Here is a 23,007-nt window from a genome sequence, read left to right on the forward strand (position 1 = left end):
GTCGTCGCTCGACGCAGATCCGCCCGGGGGTTCCGGACGGATCGCTGGGAAGTCTACGAAAGCGGAGCAAGGAGCGCGGGGGAGTCCGCCGATCGGGGGCCGGGATTCTCCGTCGCCCGCACCCGCCAGCCGAAGGCGAACGCGAGCGTGGTCAGCCGCAGGTCGGTCCGGGCGGCGTCGACGAGGACGCTGTCGGGTCCCCGCCCGAGCACCTCGAAGCCGCAGACGGCGAGCGCCGCCAGCAGGTCGTCGGGGGAGGCGGCCGCACCGAAGGCGACCTGCTGGGTGCGGGTGAGCGCGGCGACCACTGCCTCCCGGCTGCCGAGGCCGAACATGTCGGTCCCGGTCTCGCGGACGACCGAGCGCGCGCCCGGGCCGTGCTCTCCTGCCGGCAGCACCCGCTCCGCGAGCCCCCGTACGACGGCCAGCGGCCGGCCGCCGAGCTTCCCGCTGGCCAGCTCGGCCGCCGAGGCGATCTCGTCGCCGACCGCCGGGGCGGTGACGGCGAGCTCGTTGCCGTAGGCGTCGACCCGGCCCTCGAAGGAGTCCAGCGGCTCGATCCCGGCGGCGCCGATGGCCAGGTCGGTCTGGCCGTGCCGCCAGGCCCGGCCGGCGGTGTCGGTCACGATTACCGCGACGTTCGCCCCGGTGCGCTCCCGGACCGCCTCCCGGATGGCCCGGGCGGTCGCGTCCGGGTCGAGGGGGAGCAGCACGAGGCGGCCGGTGGCGACGTTCGAGGCGTCCACCCCGGCCGCGGCCATCACCAGGCCGAGGTGGTTCTCGACGATCGCGGTGCCGCCGCGGCGCGCCACCACCCGGACGGTCTCGGACCGGATGGCGCCGTCGCGGTCGCCGGTGGCGACGCGGCCCTCGGCCTTGCTCACCACCTTGCTGGTGAGCAGGGCGACGTCGCCGTCGACGGCGTGCTCGGCGACCAGGGCGGCGAGGTCGGTGCCCTCGGTGACCTCGCCGATCCCGTCGGGGGCGAAGACCTCCAGGCGAGCCCCCGGACCAGCGTGGATCTCCGAGCCGCTCACAGGCCGGCCAGGGACAGCGCCTCGGCCGCCATGTCGGCGGTGGCGTCGTGGTCGGTCATCATCAGCGGCACCGCGCGGCAGCGGATGCCGGCGGCCTCGACGCGCTCGACCAGCCCGGCGTCGACGGTGTCGACCAGCCAGCCGTCGAGGATGCCCTCCTGCGCCCGGGCGCCGTAGTGCTCGGCGACACCGGCCGCCGAGACCTCGACGTCGAGGATGCCGAGCAGCTGCCGGGCCATCCCGCGAACGTGGTCGCCGCCGACGATCCCGGAGACGCCGACGACGGGGGCTGCCGTGCTGGTCAGGGCGTCGCGGACGCCGGGCACGGCGAGGATGGTGCCGACCGAGACGACCGGGTTCGACGGCGGCAGGATCACCACGTCGGCGTCGGTGATCGCCTCGACCACGCCCGGGCCGGGCTTCGCGGCGTCGGCGCCGATCGGCACGACCGAGTAGGCGGGGACGCTCGCCCGGTGCCGGATCCAGTACTCCTGGAAGTGCACCGCCTTGCGCTCGCCGGAGTCGGGGTCGTCGATGACGACGTGGGTCTCGATCCGGTCGTCCGACATCGGCAGCAGCCGCACGCCGTCGCCGAACTTGGGGGCGAGCCAGCGCTTGCAGAGTGCCTCGGTCACCGCGGAGAGCGGGTAGCCGGCGTCGAGCATCTGGGTGCGGACGAGGTGCGTGGCCAGGTCGCGGTCGCCCAGGCCGAACCAGGTCGGGCCGACGCCGTACGCCGCCAGCTCGTCCTTCGCGTGCCAGGTCTCGTCGGTGCGGCCCCAGCCACGCTCGGGGTCGATGCCGTCGCCGAGGGTGTACATCACGGTGTCGAGGTCGGGGCAGACCTTGAGGCCGTGCAGCCACAGGTCGTCGCCGGTGTTGGCGACCACGGTGATCTCCGTGCTGCTGCCGGTCCGCTCGACGAGGCGCCGCACGCCCTGGAGGAAACGGGCGCCGCCGACACCGCCGGAGAGCACCGTGACACGGGCGGGGGGAGTGGCCGTGGAGGCCGCCGAGGGGGTCGAGGTCATGGGAGAAGTGTGACCTCCGGGCCCACCTCCGCGCTCAGCGGCCCTCGAGAACGAGGGTGAGCATTATCAGAGACGGGCTTGACTTCGTGGGCGCGACAGGCATGTAATCACATCAGTGTGGTTTTCAACTCCGACTCACGGTCGGTGAGGAAGATCACCCTCACACAGAATCGCGGTCCGTCAGGGTCGCAGGGTCGAAGGGGAACATCATGCGCGAGCTGTACCTGCTCGAGGGGGACGCGGACGAGGCCGGTTGGCAGGAGCGGGCGCTCTGCGCCCAGACCGACCCGGAGGCGTTCTTTCCGGAGAAGGGTGGTTCCACCCGCGAGGCCAAGCGCGTGTGCCTGACGTGTGACGTCCGTGGGGACTGCCTCGAGTACGCCCTCCACAACGACGAGCGCTTCGGCATCTGGGGCGGCCTCTCCGAGCGGGAGCGCCGCAAGCTCAAGAAGCGCGCGGTCTGACCGCTCACACCCGGCCCGGCGCACGTTCGGAGCGTGCCCGGCCCTGGCAAAGCTCCCTCGACGCGCGACACTAGGCTGACCCCTCGTGAAGGTCACCGCACTCCTGGTCAGCCACAACGGCGCCCGCTGGCTGCCGGCTGTCCTCGAGGGCATCCGGAACGGCGAACGCCGTCCGGACCGGATCGTCGCCGTGGACACCGGATCGGCCGACGACTCGGTCGCCCTCGTCGAGGCCGCCCTCGGCAGCCCCGTGCTCCACCTCGACCGGCGCGCGCCGTACGCCGAGTCGGTGCGGGTCGCGCTGGAGAGCCTGCCCCCGGCCGAGCCCGACGAGTGGGTCTGGCTCCTGCACGACGACTCCAACCCGGCACCCGGCTGCCTGGCCGTCCTGACCGCGGCCGCCGAGGACGCGGGCGACGACGTCGCCGCCCTCGGCCCGAAGCACCGCGAGTGGCCCTCGCTGAAGCGGCTGCTCGAGGTGGGCGTCACGCTCACCGGCACCGGCCAGCGCGAGACCGGTCTCGAGCGCGGCGAGTACGACCAGGGCCAGCACGACGAGGTGCACCGGGTGCTCGCGGTCAACACCGCCGGCATGCTCGTCCGCCGTGCCGTCCTGGAGCAGGTCGGGCTCGACCAGTCGCTGCCCGTCTTCGGCACCGACGTGGACTTCGGCTGGCGGGTCGCCCGCGCCGGGCACGCCACCCTCGTGGTCCCCGACGCGGTCGTCTTCCACGTCGAGGCCTCGCGCCGCGGCCGCCGCACCTCCGAGCTGGTCGACCACCCGGGCCGGCAGGAGCGCGAGGGCGCCCAGTACACCCTCCTGGTCAACAGCCCCGGCTGGACCATCCCGTTCCGGACGCTGCGGATGGTCGTCGGCGGCCTGCTCCGCGCGCTCGGGCTGCTGCTCGTCCGGGCCCCCGGCGAGGCGGCCGACGAGGTCGCCGCCCTGCTCGACGTCTTCCTGCACCCGAGCCGGATCCTGCGGGCGCGCCGGGCCCGCGCCGGCACCGCGACCGTCCCGCACCAGGCGGTACGGCCGCTGCTCGCCCCGTTCTGGCTGCCCTACCGGCACGGCCTCGACTACGTGACCGACGTCGGCGTCGCGGTCGCCGCCAGCCTGCGTGACCGGGCCGAGCGCCGCCGGCCGCCGGGCGTCACCGACGACACCCCGCTGCTAGTGCGCTTCCTGCGGATGCCGGCGCTCTGGGCGATCGCCGTGATGCTCGTCCTCGCCGTCGTCGCCGGGCACGCCCTGCTCGGGACCTCCGGCTCGCTGCAGGGGGGCGCGCTGCTCCCGGCCCCCGACGCCGCCGCGCACTGGTGGAGCGTGTGGGGCTCGTGGCGGCACACCCTCGGCACCGGCACCCCCGAGCCCGGCGGCGCCTACCTGCTGCCGCTGGCGTTCCTCGGCACCCTGTCCTTCGGGCACCCGAACCTGGTGCTCACCGTCCTCTTCGTCCTCGCCGTGCCGCTGGCCTACCTCGGCGCGCACCGGTTCCTGCGCCGGCTCGGCATCGGTTCCTGGACGTCGATCTGGGGCGCCGCCGCGTACGGCGTGCTGCCGGTCGTCACGGGCGCGGTCGCCCAGGGGCGGATCGGCACGGTCGCCGGTGCCGCGGTGCTGCCCTGGCTCGCCTCAGCCGCCCTCGGCCTCGGCGCGACCGACCCCGACGTGCTCGCTGCCCCCGTGGTCGAGGAGCAGCCGCGCGCCGGACGCCGCGTGGCCGGCGCTCCCGAGCCCGCCCACCAGCCGGCCGCGGTCCGCCGCTGGCGGGCTGCCTGGCGCACCGCGATCGCCGGCGGGCTGCTGGTGGCGTTCGTGCCCCCGGCCTGGTTGGTGATCGCGATCGTCGTGCTCTTCGCCAGCATCGGCGGCGGCCTGCGCGGACGTCGCCGCGAGCTGGCCGTGGTCAGCCTGGTGCCGCTGCTGCTGGTGCTGCCGTGGGCGATCGGCACCCTCGCCGCGCCCGGGGCCTGGCTGGTCGAGGCCGGCCGGGTGACCGCGCTCCCGCTCGACCCGAGCATGCTCGACCTCGTCCTCGGCCGCGCCGGCGGCCCCGGCTCCGCACCGGCCTGGATCGGGATCGGCCTGCCGGTGGCCGCCCTGGTCGCCTTCGTCCGGCCGGACACCCGCAGCCGGGTCCTCCAGGTCTGGGTCGTCGTGCTGGCTGCGGCGGTCGTGCTCGCGGCGGTCTCCCGGGTCCCGGTCTCGCTGCCGGGCGTCGGGGTCGAGTTCCGGCCGTGGCCCGGGTTCCTGCTCCTCCTCGTCCAGGCCGGTTTCGTGCTCGCGGCCACCGTCGCCGCGGACGGCGCGGGCCAGGCGTTCTCCGGGTCGAGCTTCACCTGGCGGCAGCCGGTCGCGGCCGTCGCGGTCGTGCTCGCGGTCGCCGCGCCGGTCCTGGGGATCGGCTGGTGGGTCGGCCACGGCGACGACGGGCCGCTGCACCGCGGTGAGTCGACCAGCATGCCGACATACATGCAGGAGCTCGCCGACGGCACCGACCTGAGCGGCGTCCTCCGGATCCAGGGCGGGCTGCGCACCGGGATCAGCTACCAGCTGCTGCGCTCCGGGCCGGAGCGGACCGGCGACGACGGCCCGTTGGCGCTGACCAGCCCCGACCAGGAGTTCCAGGACCTGGTCGAGCGGCTGCTCTCCGCGGCCCGCCCCAACGACGCCGACCTGCTCGCCTCCTACGGCGTCCGGTACGTCTACGCGCCCGCCCCGGTGGCGGCCCAGGTCAGCGGCGGCCTCGACGCCGCCCCCGGCTTCAGCGGCGCCAGCGCCCCGGCGCCGGGATCGCGCGCCTGGACGGTGACGCCGGACCAGACTCTTGACTCCCTGGACCACAGCAAGGCCGTGCTCCGACCGGTGTGGGTCTTCCTCAGCCTGCTCGGCCTGCTCGTCTGCATCGTGCTGGCGGCTCCGGAGAGGAGGCGGCGATGAGCTCCCGCAGCGCCCGCGGCCGGGCCCGCGGCTCGGCCGTCCTCGGCATCATGGTGGTGGCGTTGACCGCCGGCCTGCTGGCCCTCGCCGGGACGACGCCCGAGGGCATCGGCGCACCGGTCGCGCCGGCCGCCCGGGTCGAGCTCGACCAGCGCACCTTCGTCTGCACCGGCAACCTGCCCGGCACCTCGGTGACCCAGGGCAGCGTCGTCGGCGGGCCGCAGGCACCGAAGCCCGCCAGCGGTCCGGTGGTGATCGACGTCGACCGCCGCGAGGCCGCGACCGCGTACGCCGCCCAGGCCGCGAGCGCCCCGCTCTGGGCGGCCTGGCTGCCCTGCCCGGAGGCGCACGCCCGCTGGTGGTTCGTCGGCGTCGGCGGTGCCGCGGTCACCCACGACACCGTGCTCTCGATCTCGAACCCGCGCGACGGTGCCGCCGTCCTCGACATCGACGTCTACGGCCCGGACGGCCCGGTGACCGCGCCGGGGCTCAAGGGCGTGATCGTCCCGGCCGGCGGCCACCAGGAGCTGGACCTCGCGCAGGCTGCGCCCGGAGTCGGCGAGCTCGCGGTCCGGGTGGTCGCCCAGCGCGGCCTGGTCGCGATCTCGGCCGCGGACCGGTACTCACCGCGCGCGGTCGGCAAGGACGTCCGCGAGTGGGTCCCGCCGCAGTCGCTGCCGGCGACCGCGGTCACCCTCGTCGGCCTCCCGGACAAGCCCTCCGGCTCGACGCTGGTGGTGGTCAACCCGGGCCAGCGGGAGGCGATCGCCCAGGTCGAGGTGATCGGCGCGACCGGGACCTTCGCGCCCGAGAAGGTGCCGACGCTGACCATCCCGCCGCAATCGGTGACGACGCTGCCGCTGACCTCGGTCTTCGACGGCACTGCGGTCGCGGTCCGGGTCAGCTCGGAGCAGCGGGTCACCGCCACCGTGCGGTCGGTCCAGGGCGGCGACATCGCCTACGCGACGGGGGTCCGGCCGGTCCGCGGCACGACCGCCTTCGCCGTCCCGCAGGGGACCCGGCGCGAGCTCGCGCTCTCCTCGCTCGGAGCCGCCGGGGCGGTCACCATGACGACGTACGACGAGGCCGGCCGCCAGCTCGCCAGCCAGGTCCAGACCGTCAAGGCGGGAACCACGCTCGGCATCGTCCTGGGGCCCCGGGTGCGGTCGGTCCAGCTGACCTCGGCGACGGCGACCACGGTCGCCGGCCTGTTCGGCACGGCCCCCCAGGGCATCACCGCGGGCGGGATCTCCCCGGCGCTGCGGTCGATCCGCCTGCCGGTGGTACGGCAGGGGTGGTGACTACTCGGCCTCGTACCCCGGGTGCACGTCCTCGGCCGGGATCCCGAGGACCTCGGCGAGCTGCTCGACCACGACGGTGAGCAGCAGCGTCTCCAGCTCGACCAGCCCCTCGGCGCGGTGCTCCAGCGGCCGGCGGAACAGCACCAGCCGGGGCGGCGCGGACCCGGTGGCGGCGACGTAGGAGGCCAGCGGCACCGAGCTGTCGTTCCATCCCGGGGGCAGCACCGGGACCTCCTCGACGGCCAGCTCGACGTGGCCGAGCCGGTCCTCCCACGGGCGGACCACGGCCCGCATCACCCGCAGCGCGATGTCGTCGAAACGCTCGGCCCGGGTCCGGGCGGCCGGGACACCGCGCGGGGCGAGGGTGCTCCGCCCGAACGCCGGTCCGCGCAGGCCGCGGTCGTGCCGGTCCCGGCGACGCGTGCGGCGGCCGGGCGACGGGGAGGGGGAAGGCAGGTCAACCACCCCGCGAGCCTAATCCGCGCGTGCCCGGCCAGCGGGTAATCTCGCCCGCGTGAGTCTGCTCCGTCGTTGTTCGCGCACCGCCTGCGGGCGTCCCGCCGCGACCACGCTCACCTACGTGTACGCCGACCAGACGGCCGTCCTCGGCCCGCTCGCGACCTATGCCGAGCCGCACGCCTACGACCTCTGCGAGCTGCACAGCGAGCGGCTCAGCGCGCCCCGCGGCTGGGAGGTGCTTCGTCTGGCCCACGACGACCCGCACGCCCACTCCGCCGACGACCTGCTGGCCCTCGCGGACGCGGTCCGGGAGGCCGCGCAGCCGCGCCCGGTGGCGGTCGAGCGGGAGCCGTTCGAGATGCGCGAGGTCGCCCGCAAGGGGCACCTGAGGGTCCTGAAGTCCGACGACTAGGGTTCGGGTCATGGCGACCGACCTGAACGCGTTCTTCAAGGCCTACGACGTCCGCGGCACCGTCCCGGACCAGATCAACGCCGAGCTCGTCCGCAAGATCGGCAACGCGTTCGTCGCCGTCGTCGGGGACGGACCCGTGGTGGTCGGCTACGACATGCGGCCGTCCTCACCCGGGCTGGCCCGCGCGTTCGCCGAGGGGGCCACCGAGGCCGGCGCCGACGTCACCCTGATCGGGCTCTGCTCGACCGACGGCCTGTACTTCGCCTCCGGCCACCTCGGCCGCGCCGGTGCGATGTTCACCGCCAGCCACAACCCGGCGCAGTACAACGGCATCAAGATGTGCCGCGTCAACGCCGCGCCGATCGGGATGGAGACCGGGCTCGCCGAGATCCGCGACCGGGTCGCGTCGGGAGAGACCCTGACCGCCGCGACGCCGGGCAGCATCGACGAGCGCGGCCTGCTCGCCGAGTACGCGTCGTACCTGCTCGGGTTGGCGCCGGTGCGCGGACGCCGGCTCAAGGTCGTGGTGGACGCCGGCAACGGCATGGGCGGCCTGACCACGCCGGCCGTGCTCGGCCAGGTCGACGCCGAGGTCGTGCCGCTCTACTTCGAGCTCGACGGCACCTTCCCGAACCACGAGGCGAACCCGATCGAGCCGGCCAACCTGGTCGACCTGCAGGCGAAGGTCCGCGAGACCGGTGCCGACATCGGCCTCGCCTTCGACGGGGACGCGGACCGCTGCTTCCTGGTCGACGAGCGCGGCGAGCTGGTCAGTCCGAGCGTGCTGACCGCGCTGATCGCGGCCCGGGAGCTGGCGAAGCACCCGGGCTCCACGATCATCCACAACCTGATCACCTCGCGCGCGGTGCCGCAGATCGTCACCGAGCTCGGCGGCATCCCGGTCCGTACCCGGGTCGGGCACTCCTTCATCAAGGCGACGATGGCCGAGACCGACGCGATCTTCGGCGGCGAGCACTCCGGGCACTTCTACTTCCGCGACTTCTGGCGGGCCGACTCCGGCATGCTCGCGGCGCTGCACGCGCTGGCCGCGCTGGCCGAGTCCGACGCCCCGCTGTCGCAGGTGCTCGCGCCTTACTCCCGGTTCGTCGCCAGCGGCGAGATCAATTCCGAGGTCGCCGACCAGGCCTCGGTCGTGGCCCGGATCGAGGCCGCGTGGGCGGACCGCCCGGGTGTCGAGGTCGACCACCTGGACGGCCTCAGCGTCGTGCACGCCGACTGGTGGTTCAATGTCAGGGCGTCGAACACCGAACCTCTGCTGCGCCTGAACGCCGAGGGCAAGGACGACGACACGATGCGCCGGGTTCGCGACGAGGTCCTCGCCGCCATCCGCAACTGACCCTGCCGGTCCTGAACGAGAGAGCGACATGAACCTCGACGAGAAGCTGCTCGACCTGATCGTGTGCCCGGCGTGCCACGGCTCGCTGGCCGCCGACGCGGCCGCCGAGGAGCTCGTCTGCTCCGGCTGCGGGCTGGCCTACCCGGTCCGCGACGACATCCCGGTGCTGCTGGTCGACGAGGCTCGCCAGAGCGCCCCCGGAACCAGCGCCTGAGCACGACCGCCATGGTCTTCGACGACGGTCTCCTCGACGACGAGGAGGCGCTCCGCAGGGCCGAGCCCGCCCTGCGCAACCTGGCCGAGGGCGGTGCCCGCGTACGCCGCGAGGCCGTCTCCGCCGCCGAGTCGCTCGCCGCGGCGGTCGAGGTGCTCTCCGCCGCGCCCCCGCGCGCCGTGGTGGCCGCCGGCCCGGACTCCCGGCTGCTCCGCGCGGTCCTGGAGCCGACCTGCCCGGTCCCGTTCGTGGCCTGGCCCGGACCCGGCCTGCCGGGGTGGGCGGGCGCGCTCGACCTGGTGGTCGTCCTCGCCCCCGACGGGAACGACCCGGGGACCGCCGCCGGCGTCGCCGAGGCGGTCCGCCGGGGCTGCCCGCTCGTGGTGGCCACGCCGGAGGACTCGCTGGTCGGCCGGCACACCCCGGGGCGTTACTCGAACCTGCTCCCCACCGTCACCGGTGACCAGCTGGCGACGGCCGTGGTCATGCTCGAGCTGATGGACCGGCTCGGGCTCGGTCCCGACACCGACGCCGAGGTGGTCGCGGTGGCGCTCGACGACGTCGCGCTGGCGTGCGGCCCGTACCGCGACCTCGCGGTGAACCCGGCCAAGATCCTGGCCAGCGGCATCGCCGAGACCAGCCCGCTGCTCTGGGGCGGTACGGTGCTCGCCGCCCGCGCCGCGCGCCGGGTGGCCGAGTCGCTGCGCCGGGCCACCGGTCGGGCAGCGCTCGCGGCCGACGCCGAGCACCTGCTGCCGGTCCTGGCCGGGGCGCCGCCGGCCGACGTCTTCGCCGACCCGTTCGCCGACGAGGCCAGCGAGCCGAGGCCGTCCCTGCTCGTCCTGGACGACGGCTCGCCGGACCCGGTCGTCGCCGAGACCCGGTCGCGGCTGACCGAGCAGGCCGACGCGCACGGGATCCGGGTCGAGACCGTCACCGCCGCCGGGGACGGCGCGGTCGCCTCCTACGCGTCGCTGCTCGCCACCGGCACGTTCGCGGCGCACTACCTCGAGGTCGGGCTCGCCGGCGACTAGTGCGCGTGCGCGGCCTTGCCGCGCTTCGGCACGAAGTGCATCACCAGCACGACGACCGCGCCGAGCAGCAGCCCGAAGACCATCGAGCAGAAGGTGTTCGCGAGCCAGCCGAAGACGCCGCTCAGGGTGTCGATCGCGTGCTCGACCTCGTGCTCGACGTGGTGGACGAAGTCGTACGGCGCGGACCAGCCGAGCTCGTCGAGGCCGTTGAGCACGATGTGCCCGCCGACCCAGAGCATCGCGGCGACGCCGATCACGGAGATCGCGTTCAGCACCTTCGGCATCGCCCGGACCAGCAGCCGGCCGAGCTTCTGGGTGGACGGCGACTCGCGGCGGGCCAGGTTGAGCCCGGCGTCGTCCATCTTCACGATCACCGCCACCACGCCGTAGACCAGCGCGGTGATGCCGAAGGCGACCAGGACCAGGATGACCAGCCGGGAGAAGAAGGGCTCGTTGGTGACCTCGTTGAGCGAGATGACCATGATCTCGGCGGACAGGATGAAGTCGGTCCGGATCGCGCTCTGGATCGTCGCCTCCTCGACCTCCGGCCCGGAGCCGACCTGGGCGACGTCCTCGGAGACGGTGGCGTGGTGCCCGCTGATCCGTTCCCAGATCTTCTCGGCGCCCTCGTAGCAGAGGTAGGTGCCGCCGACCATGAGCAGCGGGGTCAGCAGCCCGGGCAGGAACTGGCTGAGCAGCATCACCGCGGGCAGGATGAAGAGCAGCTTGTTGCGCAGCGAGCCCTTGGCGATCCGCTTGATGATCGGGACCTCGCGCTCCGCCGCGACGCCCTGGACGTACTGCGGGGTGACCGCGGTGTCGTCGACGACCACGCCGGCGGCCTTCGCGCTGGCCTTGGCCGCGGCGGCCCCGACGTCGTCGAGGGAGGCGGCGGCGAGGCGCGCGAGGGCGGCCACGTCGTCGAGCAGTCCGAACAGTCCAGCACTCACGGGGTGACCCTAGCGGGTAACATCGAACCTGCGCCTCGCGCACGAGATCGTGGCCAGACGCTCTTCACAGGCCTCCGCCTGTATTCAGCCTCGCCCGAATCCACTCAGACATGCAAGGAACAACGATGGACTTCAAGGTCGCAGACCTTTCCCTGGCCGCGTTCGGCCGCAAGGAGCTCACCCTCGCCGAGCACGAGATGCCCGGCCTGATGGCGATGCGCGCGCGCTACGGCGCCGACCAGCCGCTCAAGGGAGCCAGGATCGCCGGCTCGCTCCACATGACGATCCAGACCGGCGTGCTCATCGAGACGCTGACCGCGCTCGGTGCCGACGTCCGCTGGGCCACCTGCAACATCTTCTCCACCCAGGACCACGCCGCCGCCGCGGTCGTCGTCGGCAACGGCACCCCGGAGGACCCCCAGGGCACCCCCGTCTTCGCCTGGAAGGGCGAGACGCTGGCGGAGTACTGGGACGAGGCCGAGAAGGTCTTCGACTTCACCGACGAGGACGGCAACCCGGTCGGCCCGAACATGCTCCTCGACGACGGCGGTGACATCACGCTGCTCGTCCACAAGGGCGTCGAGTTCGAGAAGGCCGGCGCGGTGCCGGGCCAGGACTCCACCGACAACGAGGAGTACAAGGAGGTGCTGCGCGTCCTGGCCCGTTCGCTGGAGAACAACCCGACGCGCTGGACCAACATCGCCAACGACATCAAGGGCGTCACCGAGGAGACCACCACCGGTGTGCTCCGGCTGTACGACCGCTTCAAGGAGGGCTCGCTGCTCTTCCCGGCGATCAACGTCAACGACTCGGTCACCAAGTCGAAGTTCGACAACAAGTACGGCTGCCGGCACTCGCTGATCGACGGCATCAACCGCGGCACCGACGTGATGATCGCCGGCAAGACCGCGGTCGTCTGCGGCTACGGCGACGTCGGCAAGGGCTCCGCGGAGTCGCTGCGCGGCCAGGGCGCCCGCGTCATCATCACCGAGATCGACCCGATCTGCGCGCTGCAGGCGGCGATGGACGGCTACGAGGTCAAGCGCTTGGAGTCGGTCGTCGACTTCGCCGACATCTTCATCACCACGACGGGCAACTTCGACATCATCCGGGTCGAGCACTTCGAGAGGATGAAGAACCAGGCGATCGTCGGCAACATCGGCCACTTCGACAACGAGATCGACATGGCCGGCCTGGCCAAGATCCCGGGCATCGTCAAGGACGAGATCAAGCCGCAGGTCCACCAGTGGATCTTCCCCGACGGCAAGAAGGTCATCGTGCTGTCCGAGGGCCGCCTACTGAACCTGGGCAACGCGACCGGCCACCCGTCGTTCGTGATGTCGAACTCGTTCACCAACCAGGTGCTGGCGCAGATCGAGATCTTCACCAAGCTCGACGAGTACCCGGTCGGCGTGTACGTGCTGCCCAAGCACCTCGACGAGGAGGTCGCCCGCCTGCACCTCGACGCGATCGGCGTCGAGCTGACCGTGCTCAACCAGGCGCAGGCCGACTACCTCGGTGTCCCGGTCGAGGGTCCGTTCAAGTCGGACCACTACCGCTACTGAGTTGATCAGCCAGCCGGACCAGGCCGGGAGGGCGCGCATCCTCGTCGTGGACGACGATGCGGCCCTCGCGGAGATGCTCACGCTCGTCCTGCACAACGAGGGCTTCCAGAGCCACATCGTCGCGCGCGGGGACGAGGCGTTGGCGGCCTTCCGGGACTACCGTCCCGACCTGGTCCTGCTGGACCTGATGCTCCCGGGCACCGACGGCATCGAGGTGTGCCGTCAGATCCGGGGTGAGTCGGGCGTTCCGATCGTCATGCTCACCGCCAAGAGCGACACCGTCGACGTGGTCGTCGGCCTCGAGTCCGGGGCCGACGACTACGTCGCGAAGCCGTTCAAGCCCAAGGAGCTGATCGCCCGGATCCGGGCCCGGATGCGGCACTTCGAGGAGCCGCTGCCCGAGGCGATCACCGTCGGCGACCTGCAGATCGACGTCGCCGGCCACACCGTCACCCGGGACGGCGCGGCCATCGCGCTGACCCCGCTCGAGTTCGACCTCCTGGTCTGCCTGGCCCGCAAGCCGTGGCAGGTCTTCACCCGCGAGATGCTGCTCGAACAGGTCTGGGGCTACCGGCACGCGGCGGACACCCGCCTGGTCAACGTGCACGTCCAGCGCCTGCGCGCGAAGGTGGAGCACGACCCGGAGAACCCCATGATCGTCGTCACGGTGCGCGGTGTCGGCTACAAGGCCGGCACGACGGATTCCTCCGAACCACCGCAGGACGGCGAGCCCGATGGCGATCCGGCCTGACGAGGCGGCACCGCCTTCGGATCGGCCTGCGACCACCCGCGAGCAGGCCCCGGGCGCACGGCGGCGGGTGGGTGACTCCGTCGTCGCGGGCCTGGGAGCCGCCTGGTCCGCCGTACGCCGCGGCGTCGGCAACGCCCTGACGTTCTGGCGGCGCTCGATCCGGACCCGGGTCGTCGTCTCGATCGTGCTGCTGGGCGCCATCGTCGCCGGCGGCGCCGGCTGGCTGGTCATGCAGCAGATCTCCGACGGCCTGGTGCGCTCCCGGACCAGCGCCGCGGTGAACGAGGCCACCAGCGAGACCAGCACCGCCCGCGAGCGGCTCGGCTCGGCGGGGAGCAGCGACTTCGACCCCTCGACCCAGCTGCGCCAGCTCGTGGAGAGCCTGGTCGCCCGCGGCGAGGTCCGCGGCTTCGACGTGGTCGTGCTCGGCCCGGTCGGCACCGACGCGGACCCGACCCCGGTCACCGGCATCCGCACGACTCCCGGGATCTCGGCCGCGAGCATCCCCGACAGGCTCCGCCGCGAGGTCGAGTCGTCGACGAAGACCGCGTGGACCTACACCCGCATCCAGCGCCTCTCCGACGACCCGGGGGAGGGCACCCCGGCGGTCGCCGTCGGCTCCCGGGTCGTGCTGCCCTCGGACGGCGGCACCTACGCGCTCTACTACCTGTTCGGGATGCAGGAGGAGCAGCGCACCATCAACCTCGCCCGCAGCTCCCTGCTCACCTCCGGGGTGCTGCTGCTCCTGCTCACCGGCGGCGTGGTCTGGCTGGTCACCCGGCAGGTCATCAACCCGGTCCGGCTCGCGCGACGCGTCGCCGAGCGGATCGCCTCGGGCCGGCTCGAGGAGCGGATGCACGTCCAGGGCGAGGACGACATCGCCCGCCTGGCCACCTCCTTCAACCAGATGGCCCAGACCCTGCAGCTGCAGATCCGGCAGCTCGTCGAGCTCTCCCGGGTGCAGCGCCAGTTCGTCTCCGACGTCTCCCACGAGCTCCGTACGCCGCTCACCACGGTCCGGATGGCCGGCGACGTCCTGCACGACTCCAAGGAGAGCTTCGACCCGGTCACGGCCCGGGCGGCGGAGCTGCTCCAGAAGGAGCTCGACCGGTTCGAGAACCTCCTCGGCGACCTGCTGGAGATCAGCAGCTTCGACGCCGGCGCGGCCGGGCTCGAGCTCGCCGAGGTCAACGTCGTCGACGTCGCCCACCGGGTGGTCGACCAGTCCGGTCCGGTCGCCGCGCGGCGCGGGGTCGAGCTGGTCCTGGACACGCCCGTCCCGTGCGTCGCCGAGGTCGACGAGCGCCGGGTCGAGCGGGTGCTGCGCAACCTGGTCGGCAACGCGATCGACCACGCGAACGTCCGTGGCGACGCCCGGGTCGTGATCCGGGTCGCCTCCGACACGCACGCGACCGCGGTCACCGTCCGCGACTACGGGGTCGGGCTCGAGCCCGGCCAGGCGGCGATGGTCTTCAACCGGTTCTGGCGTGCCGACCCGGCCCGCGCCCGCACCACCGGCGGCACCGGCCTGGGACTGGCCATCTCGCTGGAGGACGCCCAGCTCCACGGCGGCTGGCTCGAGGTGTGGGGCGCGCCGGAGCAGGGGGCGCAGTTCCGGCTGACCGTGCCGCGCCGTGCCGGGGAGCCCCTGGCGCACAGTCCGCTCCCGCTGGTGCCCGACGACGTGCGCGTCGCGACCCGGGACGGGGACGCCCGGTGAGCGCCGGGAACCGGGTCCGCGTGCTGACGCTCGCCGCCCTCCTCCTGCTCGCCCTGGTCACCGGCTGCACCACGCTCCCGACCACGGGCGAGGTGCACACCCGGCCGGACGCGGACGCGTCCGCGAGCAACCAGGCGCCGTACTTCGTGCCGCCCGGCCCGACGCCGGGCGACGACCGCGAGGGGGTGGTCCGCGGGTTCCTGCTGGCGATGCAGGCCAACCCGCCGAGCACGACCGTGGCGCGGAGCTTCCTGTCGAGCAGCGCCCGCGCGAGCTGGAAGCCCGTCGGCGGCACGATCGTCTACGACTCCTCGTCGGTGGTGACCGAGGGCGACCAGGTCGTCGCGCGGCTCGGCGCCGCGCACCGGCTCGACGCCACCGGCACCTGGGACGCGTCCGCCCCGGCGGGCACGCAGCCGGTCCCGTTCTCGCTGGTGCAGGAGAACGGTGAGTGGCGGATCGACAACCCGCCGAACGCGCTGGCGGTGCCGGCGTCGTACTTCTCCAGCCTGTTCGTGCCGTTCCACCTGTACTTCTTCGACCGGACCGGCACCGTGCTGGTGCCGACCCGGGTGTACCTCCCGCGCGGCGAGCAGACCGCGACCAACCTGGTCCGCGGCATCCTCGCGGGCCCGCCGGCCGGCCTGTCGGGTGTCGTCTCGAGCGCCTTCCCGCCGCGCACGGCCCTCGACCTGGCCGTGGTGGTCAGCGACGAGGGCGTCGCCGAGGTTCCGCTCGGGCCGGACCTGCTCAAGCTGTCCCCGGCCGACCTGAACCGGGCCGTCGTGCAGCTGGCGTGGGCGCTGCGCCAGGTTCCCGGGATCACCCGGATCCGGCTGACCGTCGACGGCGTCACCGTGCCGCTACCGGACGGCCGCTCCGACGTCGGCGTCCTGGAGGGCATCGAGTACGACCCGCTGACCGCGCCGTCCCGCGACCTGGTCGCCGTCGCCGACGGCCGGGTGGTGCAGGAGGACTCCACCGGTAGCACGCCCGTCGGCGGCCCGTTCGGCCGGACCGGCTTCGCGCTGCGCTCGGTCGCGCTCGACGCCGACCGGCACCTGGTCGCCGCGGTCGCCAGCAACGGCCGCCAGGTGTACCGCGCCCCGGACCAGGGCTCCCGGGCGGCGTCCCGGGTCCAGACGTTGCTCACCGGCGGCACGTCGCTGCTGCGCCCGGCCTACGACCGCTTCGGCGGCCTCTGGGTCGTCGACGCGACGGCGCGCGGGGCGGTGGTGCACCTCATCGTCGGCCGCAGCGACCGGGTCGTGCACCTCCCCGGCATCAGCGGGCGCCGGATCAGCGCCTTCACGGTCAGCCGCGACGGCACCCGGTTCGTCGCCGCGCTCGTGGACGCGAACGCCCCCGCCGTCCTGGTCAGCCCGCTGCTGCGCGACGCGGCCGGCCGGTTCGTGCGGGCCGACCCGCCGACCCGGGTGGGCCTGGGCGCCGACGAGGTCGGCCCGATCAAGGACGTGTCGCAGAGCGGAGCCACCACGGTGGCGGTGCTGACCCAGGCCGCCGGCGGCCCGGGCCGGATCGTCTTCGTCGAGATGGACGGCTCGCCGGGGGAGCCCGGGGCCAGGACGCCGGACCTCGTGCCCGGTCAGATCGCGGCGATCGCGGCCAGCCCGGACACGGACCTGACGCTGCGCGTGGTCACCGGGGACCAGCACCTGCTCACCCTCGAGCCGTCCGGGCAGTGGGTGCGGTCGCCGCTGACCGACGTCCTCGCCGCGGCCTATCCCCAGTAGCTCCGCCGCCGCAGTTCTCCCCAGGTGGGCGCCCGGCCACGGTGCCCGGGCCGGCGGGCGGGCACCGTGACCCGGTGCGCGACGCCTGGCTCGACCTGGTCCTCGGTGGCTCCTGCCTGTCCTGCGCCCGCCCCGGGCGTGCGCTCTGCCCCGCGTGCGCGGCGGCTCTCCCGACCGGCGCCGGTCCGGTCCGGCCGGACCCGTGCCCGCCCGGACTGGCGCCGGCGTACGCCGCCGGCCCGTACGCCGACCCGCTGCGCCGCCTCCTCCTGGCGCACAAGGAGCGCGGCCTGCACGCGCTCGCCGGACCCCTCGGTCGGGTGCTCGGGGTCGCGGTCGGCGCCGCACTGGCCCGGACCCCGCCGGACGCGCCGGTCCTGCTCGTGCCGGTGCCCTCGCGACCTTCCGTCGTGCGCGCCCGCGGCCACGACCCGCTCGCGCGCCTGACCCGCGCGGCGGCCGGTCACCTGGCCGGGCACCGTGCCGGGAGCGTCCGGGCGGTACGGCTGCTGCGGCAGCGCCACCGGGTCCGCGACCAGGCGGGCCTGGACGCGGGCGCACGGGCGGAGAACCTCGGCGGGGCCTTCGCGGCACGCCCGGGCTCGCTGCGCCGGCTGGCCGGATCCGGGGAGCCGGTGGTCGCCGTGGTCTGCGACGACGTCCTCACCACCGGGTCGACCTCCCGGGAGGCGCAGCGTGCGCTCGCCGCGGTGGGAATCCCGGTGGCCGGGATCGCGGTGGTCGCGGCCACCCGGCGGACGAGATCGCCCGTCTGATCACGGGATGATCGCCGCGTTCGCTACCCCTTTTCGGTACTGGCGGCTAACGTCTCTACATGGAGTCCGTCCGGGTCCGTGGTTGCGTCAGGCAGGTCACGAACCGGGCATGTCTCGGTGGAGGTCCCGTCCGACAAGCCGATGCCAGTCGCAGGCGAAACGGTCCACGTAAGGCGTTCGCCCCTCGCGGGGCTGCGTCGATCACGGTGCGGCTTAGTCGTAAGTCCTGCCCGGCGTTCCCCGTCAGATACGGGGAAGCGCTGGAGAAGGTCAGTAGTGGCAAAAAGCTGCGAGCGCCTCAGCAGGCGGGTGTGGGGACGAAGACCAGGTCGGCCGGACGGACTCCTTCCTTGCTGCCCGCACGCGGGAGCGTCGGGCGGTAGCCAGCGGGCGGGTCGTCCTGCCCAGAGATCGGGAGGTCTGCATGGACGTTGTGGTCAGCAGTAGGCACTGCGAGGTCTCGGAGCGGTTCCGCGAGCACGTCGAGGAGAAGCTCCTCCGGCTCGAGAAGCACGATCATCGGATCATCCGTGTGGAGGTACTCCTGGAACGAGAGCGCAACGCCCGCCAGCCCGAGCGCCAGATCCGGGTCGAGCTGACCGCGAAGTCGAAGGGCCCGGTCCTGCGCGCGGAGGCGTGCGCCGAGGACAAGATGGCCGCCCTCGACCTCGCCCTCGACAAGATGTCGGCGCAGATGCGCCGCGCTGCCGACCGCCGCAAGGTGCACCGCGGCCAGCACGCTCCCGAGTCCGTGCACCAGGCGATGGCGCGCTCCGCCAACGGCGTCGCCCCGGCGGAGACCGAGGACGAGTTCTCGGTCCACCAGGTCGGCCCGGTGACGGTCGACGGCGACGGCCCGCTCGTGGTCCGCGAGAAGACCCACGCGGCCACCCGGATCACCTTGGAGCAGGCGCTCTACGAGATGGAGCTCGTCGGCCACGACTTCTACCTGTTCGTCGACAAGGAGTCCGAGAAGCCGTCGGTGGTCTATCGTCGGCGTGGATATGACTATGGCGTGATCTCGCTCGACGTGAGCTAGGTCCCGCCCGGGACAGGGGGAGTCCAGATGTCACGCAGTTCCGATGAACGGTCATGGCCGTATGGCCCGTTCGGGCGGTGTCCGTCTGACATGATCAGGTCGTGGCAGCAGACATGACCGGCTCAGAGGCCGTGCGCGTGGTCGTGGTCGACGACCAGGAGCTCTTCCGTCGCGGACTGACCATGCTGCTCGGCGTCGAGGCCGACATCGAGGTCGTCGGCGAGGCCGGCGACGGACTCAGTGCCCTCGACCTGATCGCGGAGACGACGCCGGACGTCGTGCTGCTCGACGTCCGGATGCCGAAGCGCAGCGGGCTCGAGGCGTGCGTCCGGATCAAGGAGATCGCCCCCTCGACGCGCATCATCATGCTGACGGTGAGCGACGAGGAGGGCGACCTCTACGAGGCCGTCAAGAACGGTGCCTCCGGCTACCTGCTCAAGGACTCCTCGATCGACGAGGTCGCCCAGGCGGTCCGTGTCGTCGCGGAGGGACAGTCGCTGATCAGCCCGTCGATGGCCGCCAAGCTGATCGACGAGTTCAAGGAGATCTCCCGGGTCGACCGCGACCAGGGCGGCTCGCCGCGCCTGACCGATCGCGAGCTCGAGGTGCTCCGGCTGGTGGCCAAGGGGCTGAACAACCGCGAGGTCGCCAAGCAGCTGTTCATCAGCGAGAACACGGTGAAGAACCACGTCCGCAACATCCTGGACAAGCTGCAGCTGCACTCGCGCATGGAAGCCGTGATGTACGCCGTGCGCGAGAAGCTCCTCGACATCCCGTAGCCCTTCTGTCCGACCGCGCCGCTAGCCTCGGCCCATGCAGGAGCTGAGCCGCGCCCAGGCACGCCGGATCGCGCTCGCGGCCCAGGGGTTCCTGGACACCCCGCACGCGACCCCGACGATGGCGACGCTGGCCCGGACGCTCCGGCGCACCGGGGTGCTCCAGGTCGACTCGGTCAACGTGCTGCAGCGGGCCCACTACATGCCGCTGTTCAGCCGGATGGGCGGCTACGACACCGACCTGCTGCGGCGGGCGTCCACGGGTCGGGAGCGGCGCCGGCTGGTGGAGTACTGGGCGCACGTCCAGGCGTTCATGCCGGTCGAGCTCTGGCCGCACATGCAGCACCGGATGGAGTCCTACCGGCCGCAGCGCGGCAAGTGGTGGACCGACGCGGTCACTCCCGAGCTGGAGGCCTCGCTGCTCGCCGAGATCGCCGACCGCGGCGCGAGCACGGCGCGTGAGCTCGACGACGGCCTCCCGCGGAGCAAGGAGAACTGGGGCTGGAACTGGTCGGCGACCCGCAAGGCGCTCGACTTCCTCTACGTCGTGGGCGACCTGGCCATCGCCGGGCGCACCAGCCAGTTCGAGGTCCGCTACGACCTCCCCGAACGCGTGCTGCCGGCGGCGGTGCTGGCCCGGCCGGTCCCGGAGCCTGCCGAGGCGCACCGCGAGCTGGTCCGGCGGGCGGCGGCCTCGCACGGCATCGGCACCGAGCCGGACCTGCGCGACTACTTCCGGATGAAGCCGGCCGAGTCGCAGGCGGCGGTGGCATCCCTGGTCGAGGACGGCGAGCTGGTCCCGGTCCGGGTCGAGGGGTCGGCGCGGCCGGCGTACCTGCACGCCGGGGCGCGGGTGCCGCGCCGGGTCCGGGCGCGGGCGCTGCTCAGCCCGTTCGACCCGCTGGTCTGGGAGCGGGCCCGTGCCGAGCACCTGTTCGGCTTCCGCTACCGCATCGAGATCTACGTGCCCGCCGACCAGCGGGAGTTCGGCTACTACGTGCTGCCGTTCCTGCTGGGGGAGCGAATCGTGGCGCGGGTCGACCTCAAGGCCGACCGGGGCGCGCGGGTGCTCCAGGTCAAGGCCGCGTACGCCGAGGAGCACGCACCGCCGGAGACCGCCGCCGAGCTGGCCGCCGAGCTCCGGCTGCTGGCCGACTGGCTCGGACTGGAGGAAATTCACGTCGCATCTCGCGGAGACCTGAGCGTGGTGCTCCGATCCGCCGTACGATCTGCCGACTCGTCCTGATCCCCGAGAGCCGAGAGAGGCCCCGATGCTCCGTTTCGAAGGTGGCCTGGTGCTGCTCTTCCTCGCCCTCGACGTGTTCTGCGTGATCGACCTGATCCAGTCGCGCGAGGACGAGGTCCGCGGGCTGCCGAAGATCGCGTGGCTGCTGCTGATCCTGATCTTCACCCCGATCGGCTCGATCGCCTGGCTGGTGGCCGGTCGCCCGCAGGGCGCCGGGTCGCGGAGCCGCTACGAGCGTGCCGCGCCCGCCTACCCGGAGTACGACCGTCCGGGACGGGCGGCCGGGCTGACCGAGGAGTCCGACGAGGAGTTCCTCCGCCGGGTGCGCGAGCGGGCCGAGGAGCAGCGCCGGAAGGCCGCCGAGGACAAGAGGCGCCGCGAGGCCGAGCAGGACCCCGACGCCACTTCCTAGGCCATCGCGCCGTTCCCGATCAGCTCCTCGAGCCGGTCGGCCGCGGCCTCCCGCCCTCGCAGTCCGCGGATCTCGGCGCCCAACCGCGCGGCCGCGTCCCGGTGCGGGCCGTCGCCGAGCAGCTCCTCGATCACCGGGCGAAGGGTGCCCGGCGAGGACTTCTTCGCCAGCCGGCGTCCGGCGCGAGCGCCAGCATCGTCGTCGAGTGGCCGCCGTGGCAGACGACCATGGAGGCCGTCGGCATCAGCTCGGCGTGCGGGACCCAGCGGTGCGCCTCGGCGTTGCCGGGGAGCCGCAGCGCGGCCGGGTCGACCACCGGGCCGGTGGTGACGACGACCCGGGCCGGGAGGTCGGCGCAGGCGTCGAGCACCCGCTGGAGCGTGGCCGCGATCCCGCTGTAGGCGTAGGTCGACAGGCTGACCAGCACCGTGGGCTCCGCCGGGGCGGCTGGGGCGGCGTCGAGGACCGGACCGGTCCAGGTCAGGTTCGCCGGTGCCGGGCGGGACGCAGCGGGGTCGAGGCTCGGGACCGAGGCGACCAGCCGTGCGGCGGCGCCGTCCAGGCCGGCCCGCCAGTCGACGCCGCGCATCCGGACCAGGAGGCCGATCGGGCCTCGGAGGAGCGACGGCATGAAGCCGTCGAAGAGGTGCTCGACGACGACGTACGGGAGACCGGCGCGACCGAGGGCCCGCATAGCCCCGGGGAGCAGGCAGTCGACGACGACCAGGTCGGCCGCGATCCGCCGCGCCTCGTCGACGACGTCCTGGCCGAGGTCGGCGCCGCCCCAGGTGGCGGCGAGTGCGACCGGGCTGTTGTTGCGCTGGGAGGTGAACGCGCGCGCGGTCGGGTAGCCGGTGAAGGCGAGGCCGGCGTCCGCGACGGTCGCGGCCTGGCCGGCGTGGCCGATGACGTGGACGGTGTGGCCGCGCCGGCGGGCTTCCGCGGCGATGCCGAGCAGCGGCGGGACGTTGCCGCCCCCGTCCCAGGTGACGAACAGGATCCGGGCCATGTCAGGTGTCCTTTGGGTCGGTGGCGGTCGCGAGGACCGCGGCCACCAGGGTGTTCATGCGCCGCTCGGTCTGCGGGCGGGACAGCCCGCGGTCGCGGCGGAGCAGTTTCCAGGTGTAGACGTCGGTGGCGACGACGAGCAGGTCGAGGACCTGCTCGGCGGCGTCGGCCGGCAGCCGGTCGAGGTCGGGGGCGAAGACCTCGGCGACCCAGCGGCGGTGGGTGACCTTGCCGGCGTCGCTCATCTGCCGGACGTGGTCGTAGCTGTTCTCCTGGGCGAGCATGAGGAGCGCGAAGTCGCCGCGCCGCTCGTAGTGGTCGACCAGGACCCGCAGCGCGGCCTCGCGGTCGCCGACCGGGGCGCGGCGCTCGTCGACGATCTCCTCGTTGGCGTACCGGATGCTCGCCTCGATCAGCCCTGCCCGGTTGCCGAACCGGCGCAGCAGCGTCTGCACGCTCACCCCGGCCCGCTCGGCCACGTCGTCCAGGGAGATCTCCGAGCTGAGGCGCTCCGTCTGCAGCTCGAAGGCGGCGCCGAGAATGCGCAGCCGGGTCTCCTCGGCGGCGGCGGCTCGGGCGGTCTGGGTGTACGTGCGGGTCGTTTTCATGTCACTTTCAGTTGAGATGAAAGAGGCATTGATGTCAATGGGCGTGCACGCCAATATCCGGTCGGCCCCGGTTTGCCGCCTGATCGGGCGCCGTTCACGACCTGCTGGGTAGAGTTGGGAGCCGCATCACATGCCACTTCCACTTCCAC

Annotated in this window: 23 protein-coding genes; 16 read left to right on the plus strand and 7 right to left on the minus strand. The window is 73.3% G+C overall.

All coding sequences use genetic code 11. The annotated features are described in order from the left end of the window. Positions 1 to 53: 53 nt before the first annotated feature. Positions 54 to 1,037 carry a coenzyme F420-0:L-glutamate ligase gene (gene cofE / locus AB4Y76_RS05070; protein ID WP_441922777.1) on the minus strand — a complete coding sequence of 328 codons (984 nt, stop codon included), beginning with the start codon at positions 1,035 to 1,037 and terminating at the stop codon, positions 54 to 56. Then, the gene (cofD, locus tag AB4Y76_RS05075) at positions 1,034 to 2,068 is read right to left on the minus strand and encodes a 2-phospho-L-lactate transferase (protein ID WP_441922779.1); all 1,035 of its coding nucleotides are present in this window, start codon (positions 2,066 to 2,068) and stop codon (positions 1,034 to 1,036) included. The genes cofE and cofD overlap by 4 nt, the downstream gene beginning before the upstream one ends. 209 nt (positions 2,069 to 2,277) lie before the next feature. Here cofD and AB4Y76_RS05080 point away from each other — a divergent pair, with 209 nt between their 5' ends. From AB4Y76_RS05080 to AB4Y76_RS05090, 3 genes are all read left to right on the plus strand, one after another. Beyond that, positions 2,278 to 2,532, plus strand: coding sequence for a WhiB family transcriptional regulator (locus AB4Y76_RS05080; protein WP_441922780.1), 255 nt, complete (start codon positions 2,278 to 2,280; stop codon positions 2,530 to 2,532). Positions 2,533 to 2,617: 85 nt separating this feature from the next. Further along, positions 2,618 to 5,476, plus strand: a complete 2,859-nt coding sequence (locus AB4Y76_RS05085) for a glycosyltransferase (protein ID WP_441922782.1) — start codon at positions 2,618 to 2,620, stop codon at positions 5,474 to 5,476. Then, positions 5,473 to 6,777, plus strand: a complete 1,305-nt coding sequence (locus AB4Y76_RS05090; RefSeq protein WP_441922784.1) for a DUF5719 family protein — start codon at positions 5,473 to 5,475, stop codon at positions 6,775 to 6,777. Before AB4Y76_RS05085 ends, AB4Y76_RS05090 begins: the two co-directional genes overlap by 4 nt. Here the strand turns inward: AB4Y76_RS05090 and AB4Y76_RS05095 are convergent, their stop codons facing one another. Beyond that, on the minus strand, positions 6,778 to 7,242 hold the full coding sequence (locus AB4Y76_RS05095; protein WP_441922786.1) for a metallopeptidase family protein: 465 nt from the start codon (positions 7,240 to 7,242) through the stop codon (positions 6,778 to 6,780). It abuts the gene before it with no gap. A gap of 49 nt (positions 7,243 to 7,291) precedes the next feature. On the opposite strand from AB4Y76_RS05095, the gene AB4Y76_RS05100 reads away from it, so the two are divergent. The 4 genes from AB4Y76_RS05100 to AB4Y76_RS05115 are packed head-to-tail and all read left to right on the plus strand — an operon-like array spanning position 7,292 to position 10,253. Further along, entirely contained in the window at positions 7,292 to 7,648 is a 357-nt protein-coding gene (locus AB4Y76_RS05100) for a DUF3499 domain-containing protein (RefSeq protein ID WP_441922788.1), read from the plus strand. Between the two features lie 10 nt (positions 7,649 to 7,658). After that, entirely contained in the window at positions 7,659 to 9,005 is a 1,347-nt protein-coding gene (locus AB4Y76_RS05105) for a phosphomannomutase/phosphoglucomutase (RefSeq protein WP_441922790.1), read from the plus strand. A gap of 28 nt (positions 9,006 to 9,033) precedes the next feature. Next, positions 9,034 to 9,219: a Trm112 family protein gene (locus tag AB4Y76_RS05110; protein WP_441922792.1), complete on the plus strand. Its 186-nt coding sequence runs from the start codon at positions 9,034 to 9,036 to the stop codon at positions 9,217 to 9,219. Between the two features lie 11 nt (positions 9,220 to 9,230). Continuing rightward, positions 9,231 to 10,253 carry an SIS domain-containing protein gene (locus AB4Y76_RS05115; protein WP_441922794.1) on the plus strand — a complete coding sequence of 341 codons (1,023 nt, stop codon included), beginning with the start codon at positions 9,231 to 9,233 and terminating at the stop codon, positions 10,251 to 10,253. On the opposite strand, the gene AB4Y76_RS05120 is transcribed toward AB4Y76_RS05115, so the two are convergent. After that, positions 10,250 to 11,203, minus strand: a complete 954-nt coding sequence (locus AB4Y76_RS05120; RefSeq protein WP_441922796.1) for a DUF808 domain-containing protein — start codon at positions 11,201 to 11,203, stop codon at positions 10,250 to 10,252. The genes AB4Y76_RS05115 and AB4Y76_RS05120 overlap by 4 nt on opposite strands. A 125-nt stretch (positions 11,204 to 11,328) precedes the next feature. On the opposite strand from AB4Y76_RS05120, the gene ahcY reads away from it, so the two are divergent. From ahcY to AB4Y76_RS05165, 9 genes are all read left to right on the plus strand, one after another. Further along, the gene (gene ahcY / locus AB4Y76_RS05125; protein WP_441922798.1) at positions 11,329 to 12,768 is read left to right on the plus strand and encodes an adenosylhomocysteinase; all 1,440 of its coding nucleotides are present in this window, start codon (positions 11,329 to 11,331) and stop codon (positions 12,766 to 12,768) included. 4 nt (positions 12,769 to 12,772) lie between these two features. Beyond that, entirely contained in the window at positions 12,773 to 13,519 is a 747-nt protein-coding gene (mtrA, locus tag AB4Y76_RS05130; RefSeq protein WP_441922900.1) for an MtrAB system response regulator MtrA, read from the plus strand. A gap of 67 nt (positions 13,520 to 13,586) precedes the next feature. Further along, the gene (gene mtrB / locus AB4Y76_RS05135) at positions 13,587 to 15,239 is read left to right on the plus strand and encodes an MtrAB system histidine kinase MtrB (protein ID WP_441922800.1); all 1,653 of its coding nucleotides are present in this window, start codon (positions 13,587 to 13,589) and stop codon (positions 15,237 to 15,239) included. Continuing rightward, complete coding sequence (locus AB4Y76_RS05140; protein ID WP_441922802.1) at positions 15,236 to 16,993, plus strand: LpqB family beta-propeller domain-containing protein; 1,758 nt, start codon at positions 15,236 to 15,238, stop codon at positions 16,991 to 16,993. Before mtrB ends, AB4Y76_RS05140 begins: the two co-directional genes overlap by 4 nt. 74 nt (positions 16,994 to 17,067) lie before the next feature. Continuing rightward, on the plus strand, positions 17,068 to 17,769 hold the full coding sequence (locus AB4Y76_RS05145) for a ComF family protein (protein WP_441922804.1): 702 nt from the start codon (positions 17,068 to 17,070) through the stop codon (positions 17,767 to 17,769). Positions 17,770 to 18,193: 424 nt separating this feature from the next. Beyond that, entirely contained in the window at positions 18,194 to 18,808 is a 615-nt protein-coding gene (gene hpf, locus AB4Y76_RS05150) for a ribosome hibernation-promoting factor, HPF/YfiA family (RefSeq protein ID WP_441922806.1), read from the plus strand. Between the two features lie 101 nt (positions 18,809 to 18,909). Further along, positions 18,910 to 19,587: a response regulator gene (locus tag AB4Y76_RS05155; RefSeq protein ID WP_441922808.1), complete on the plus strand. Its 678-nt coding sequence runs from the start codon at positions 18,910 to 18,912 to the stop codon at positions 19,585 to 19,587. Positions 19,588 to 19,621: 34 nt separating this feature from the next. Then, on the plus strand, positions 19,622 to 20,830 hold the full coding sequence (locus tag AB4Y76_RS05160) for a winged helix-turn-helix domain-containing protein (RefSeq protein WP_441922810.1): 1,209 nt from the start codon (positions 19,622 to 19,624) through the stop codon (positions 20,828 to 20,830). Positions 20,831 to 20,855: 25 nt separating this feature from the next. After that, complete coding sequence (locus AB4Y76_RS05165) at positions 20,856 to 21,242, plus strand: PLD nuclease N-terminal domain-containing protein (RefSeq protein ID WP_441922812.1); 387 nt, start codon at positions 20,856 to 20,858, stop codon at positions 21,240 to 21,242. On the opposite strand, the gene AB4Y76_RS05170 is transcribed toward AB4Y76_RS05165, so the two are convergent. From AB4Y76_RS05170 to AB4Y76_RS05180, 3 genes are read right to left on the minus strand one after another with little or no spacing between them, the layout of a single operon-like run. Beyond that, on the minus strand, positions 21,239 to 21,376 hold the full coding sequence (locus AB4Y76_RS05170) for a hypothetical protein (protein ID WP_441922814.1): 138 nt from the start codon (positions 21,374 to 21,376) through the stop codon (positions 21,239 to 21,241). The genes AB4Y76_RS05165 and AB4Y76_RS05170 overlap by 4 nt on opposite strands. Then, positions 21,373 to 22,251 (minus strand): glycosyltransferase, encoded by an 879-nt coding sequence (locus tag AB4Y76_RS05175; protein ID WP_441922816.1) that lies wholly within the window; start codon positions 22,249 to 22,251, stop codon positions 21,373 to 21,375. The genes AB4Y76_RS05170 and AB4Y76_RS05175 overlap by 4 nt, the downstream gene beginning before the upstream one ends. Position 22,252: 1 nt before the next feature. Continuing rightward, positions 22,253 to 22,858, minus strand: a complete 606-nt coding sequence (locus tag AB4Y76_RS05180) for a TetR/AcrR family transcriptional regulator (protein WP_441922818.1) — start codon at positions 22,856 to 22,858, stop codon at positions 22,253 to 22,255. Between the last annotated feature and the right edge of the window lie 149 nt (positions 22,859 to 23,007).

Source organism: Marmoricola sp. RAF53, assembly GCF_052114005.1.
Classification (GTDB): Bacteria; Actinomycetota; Actinomycetes; order Propionibacteriales; family Nocardioidaceae; genus Marmoricola.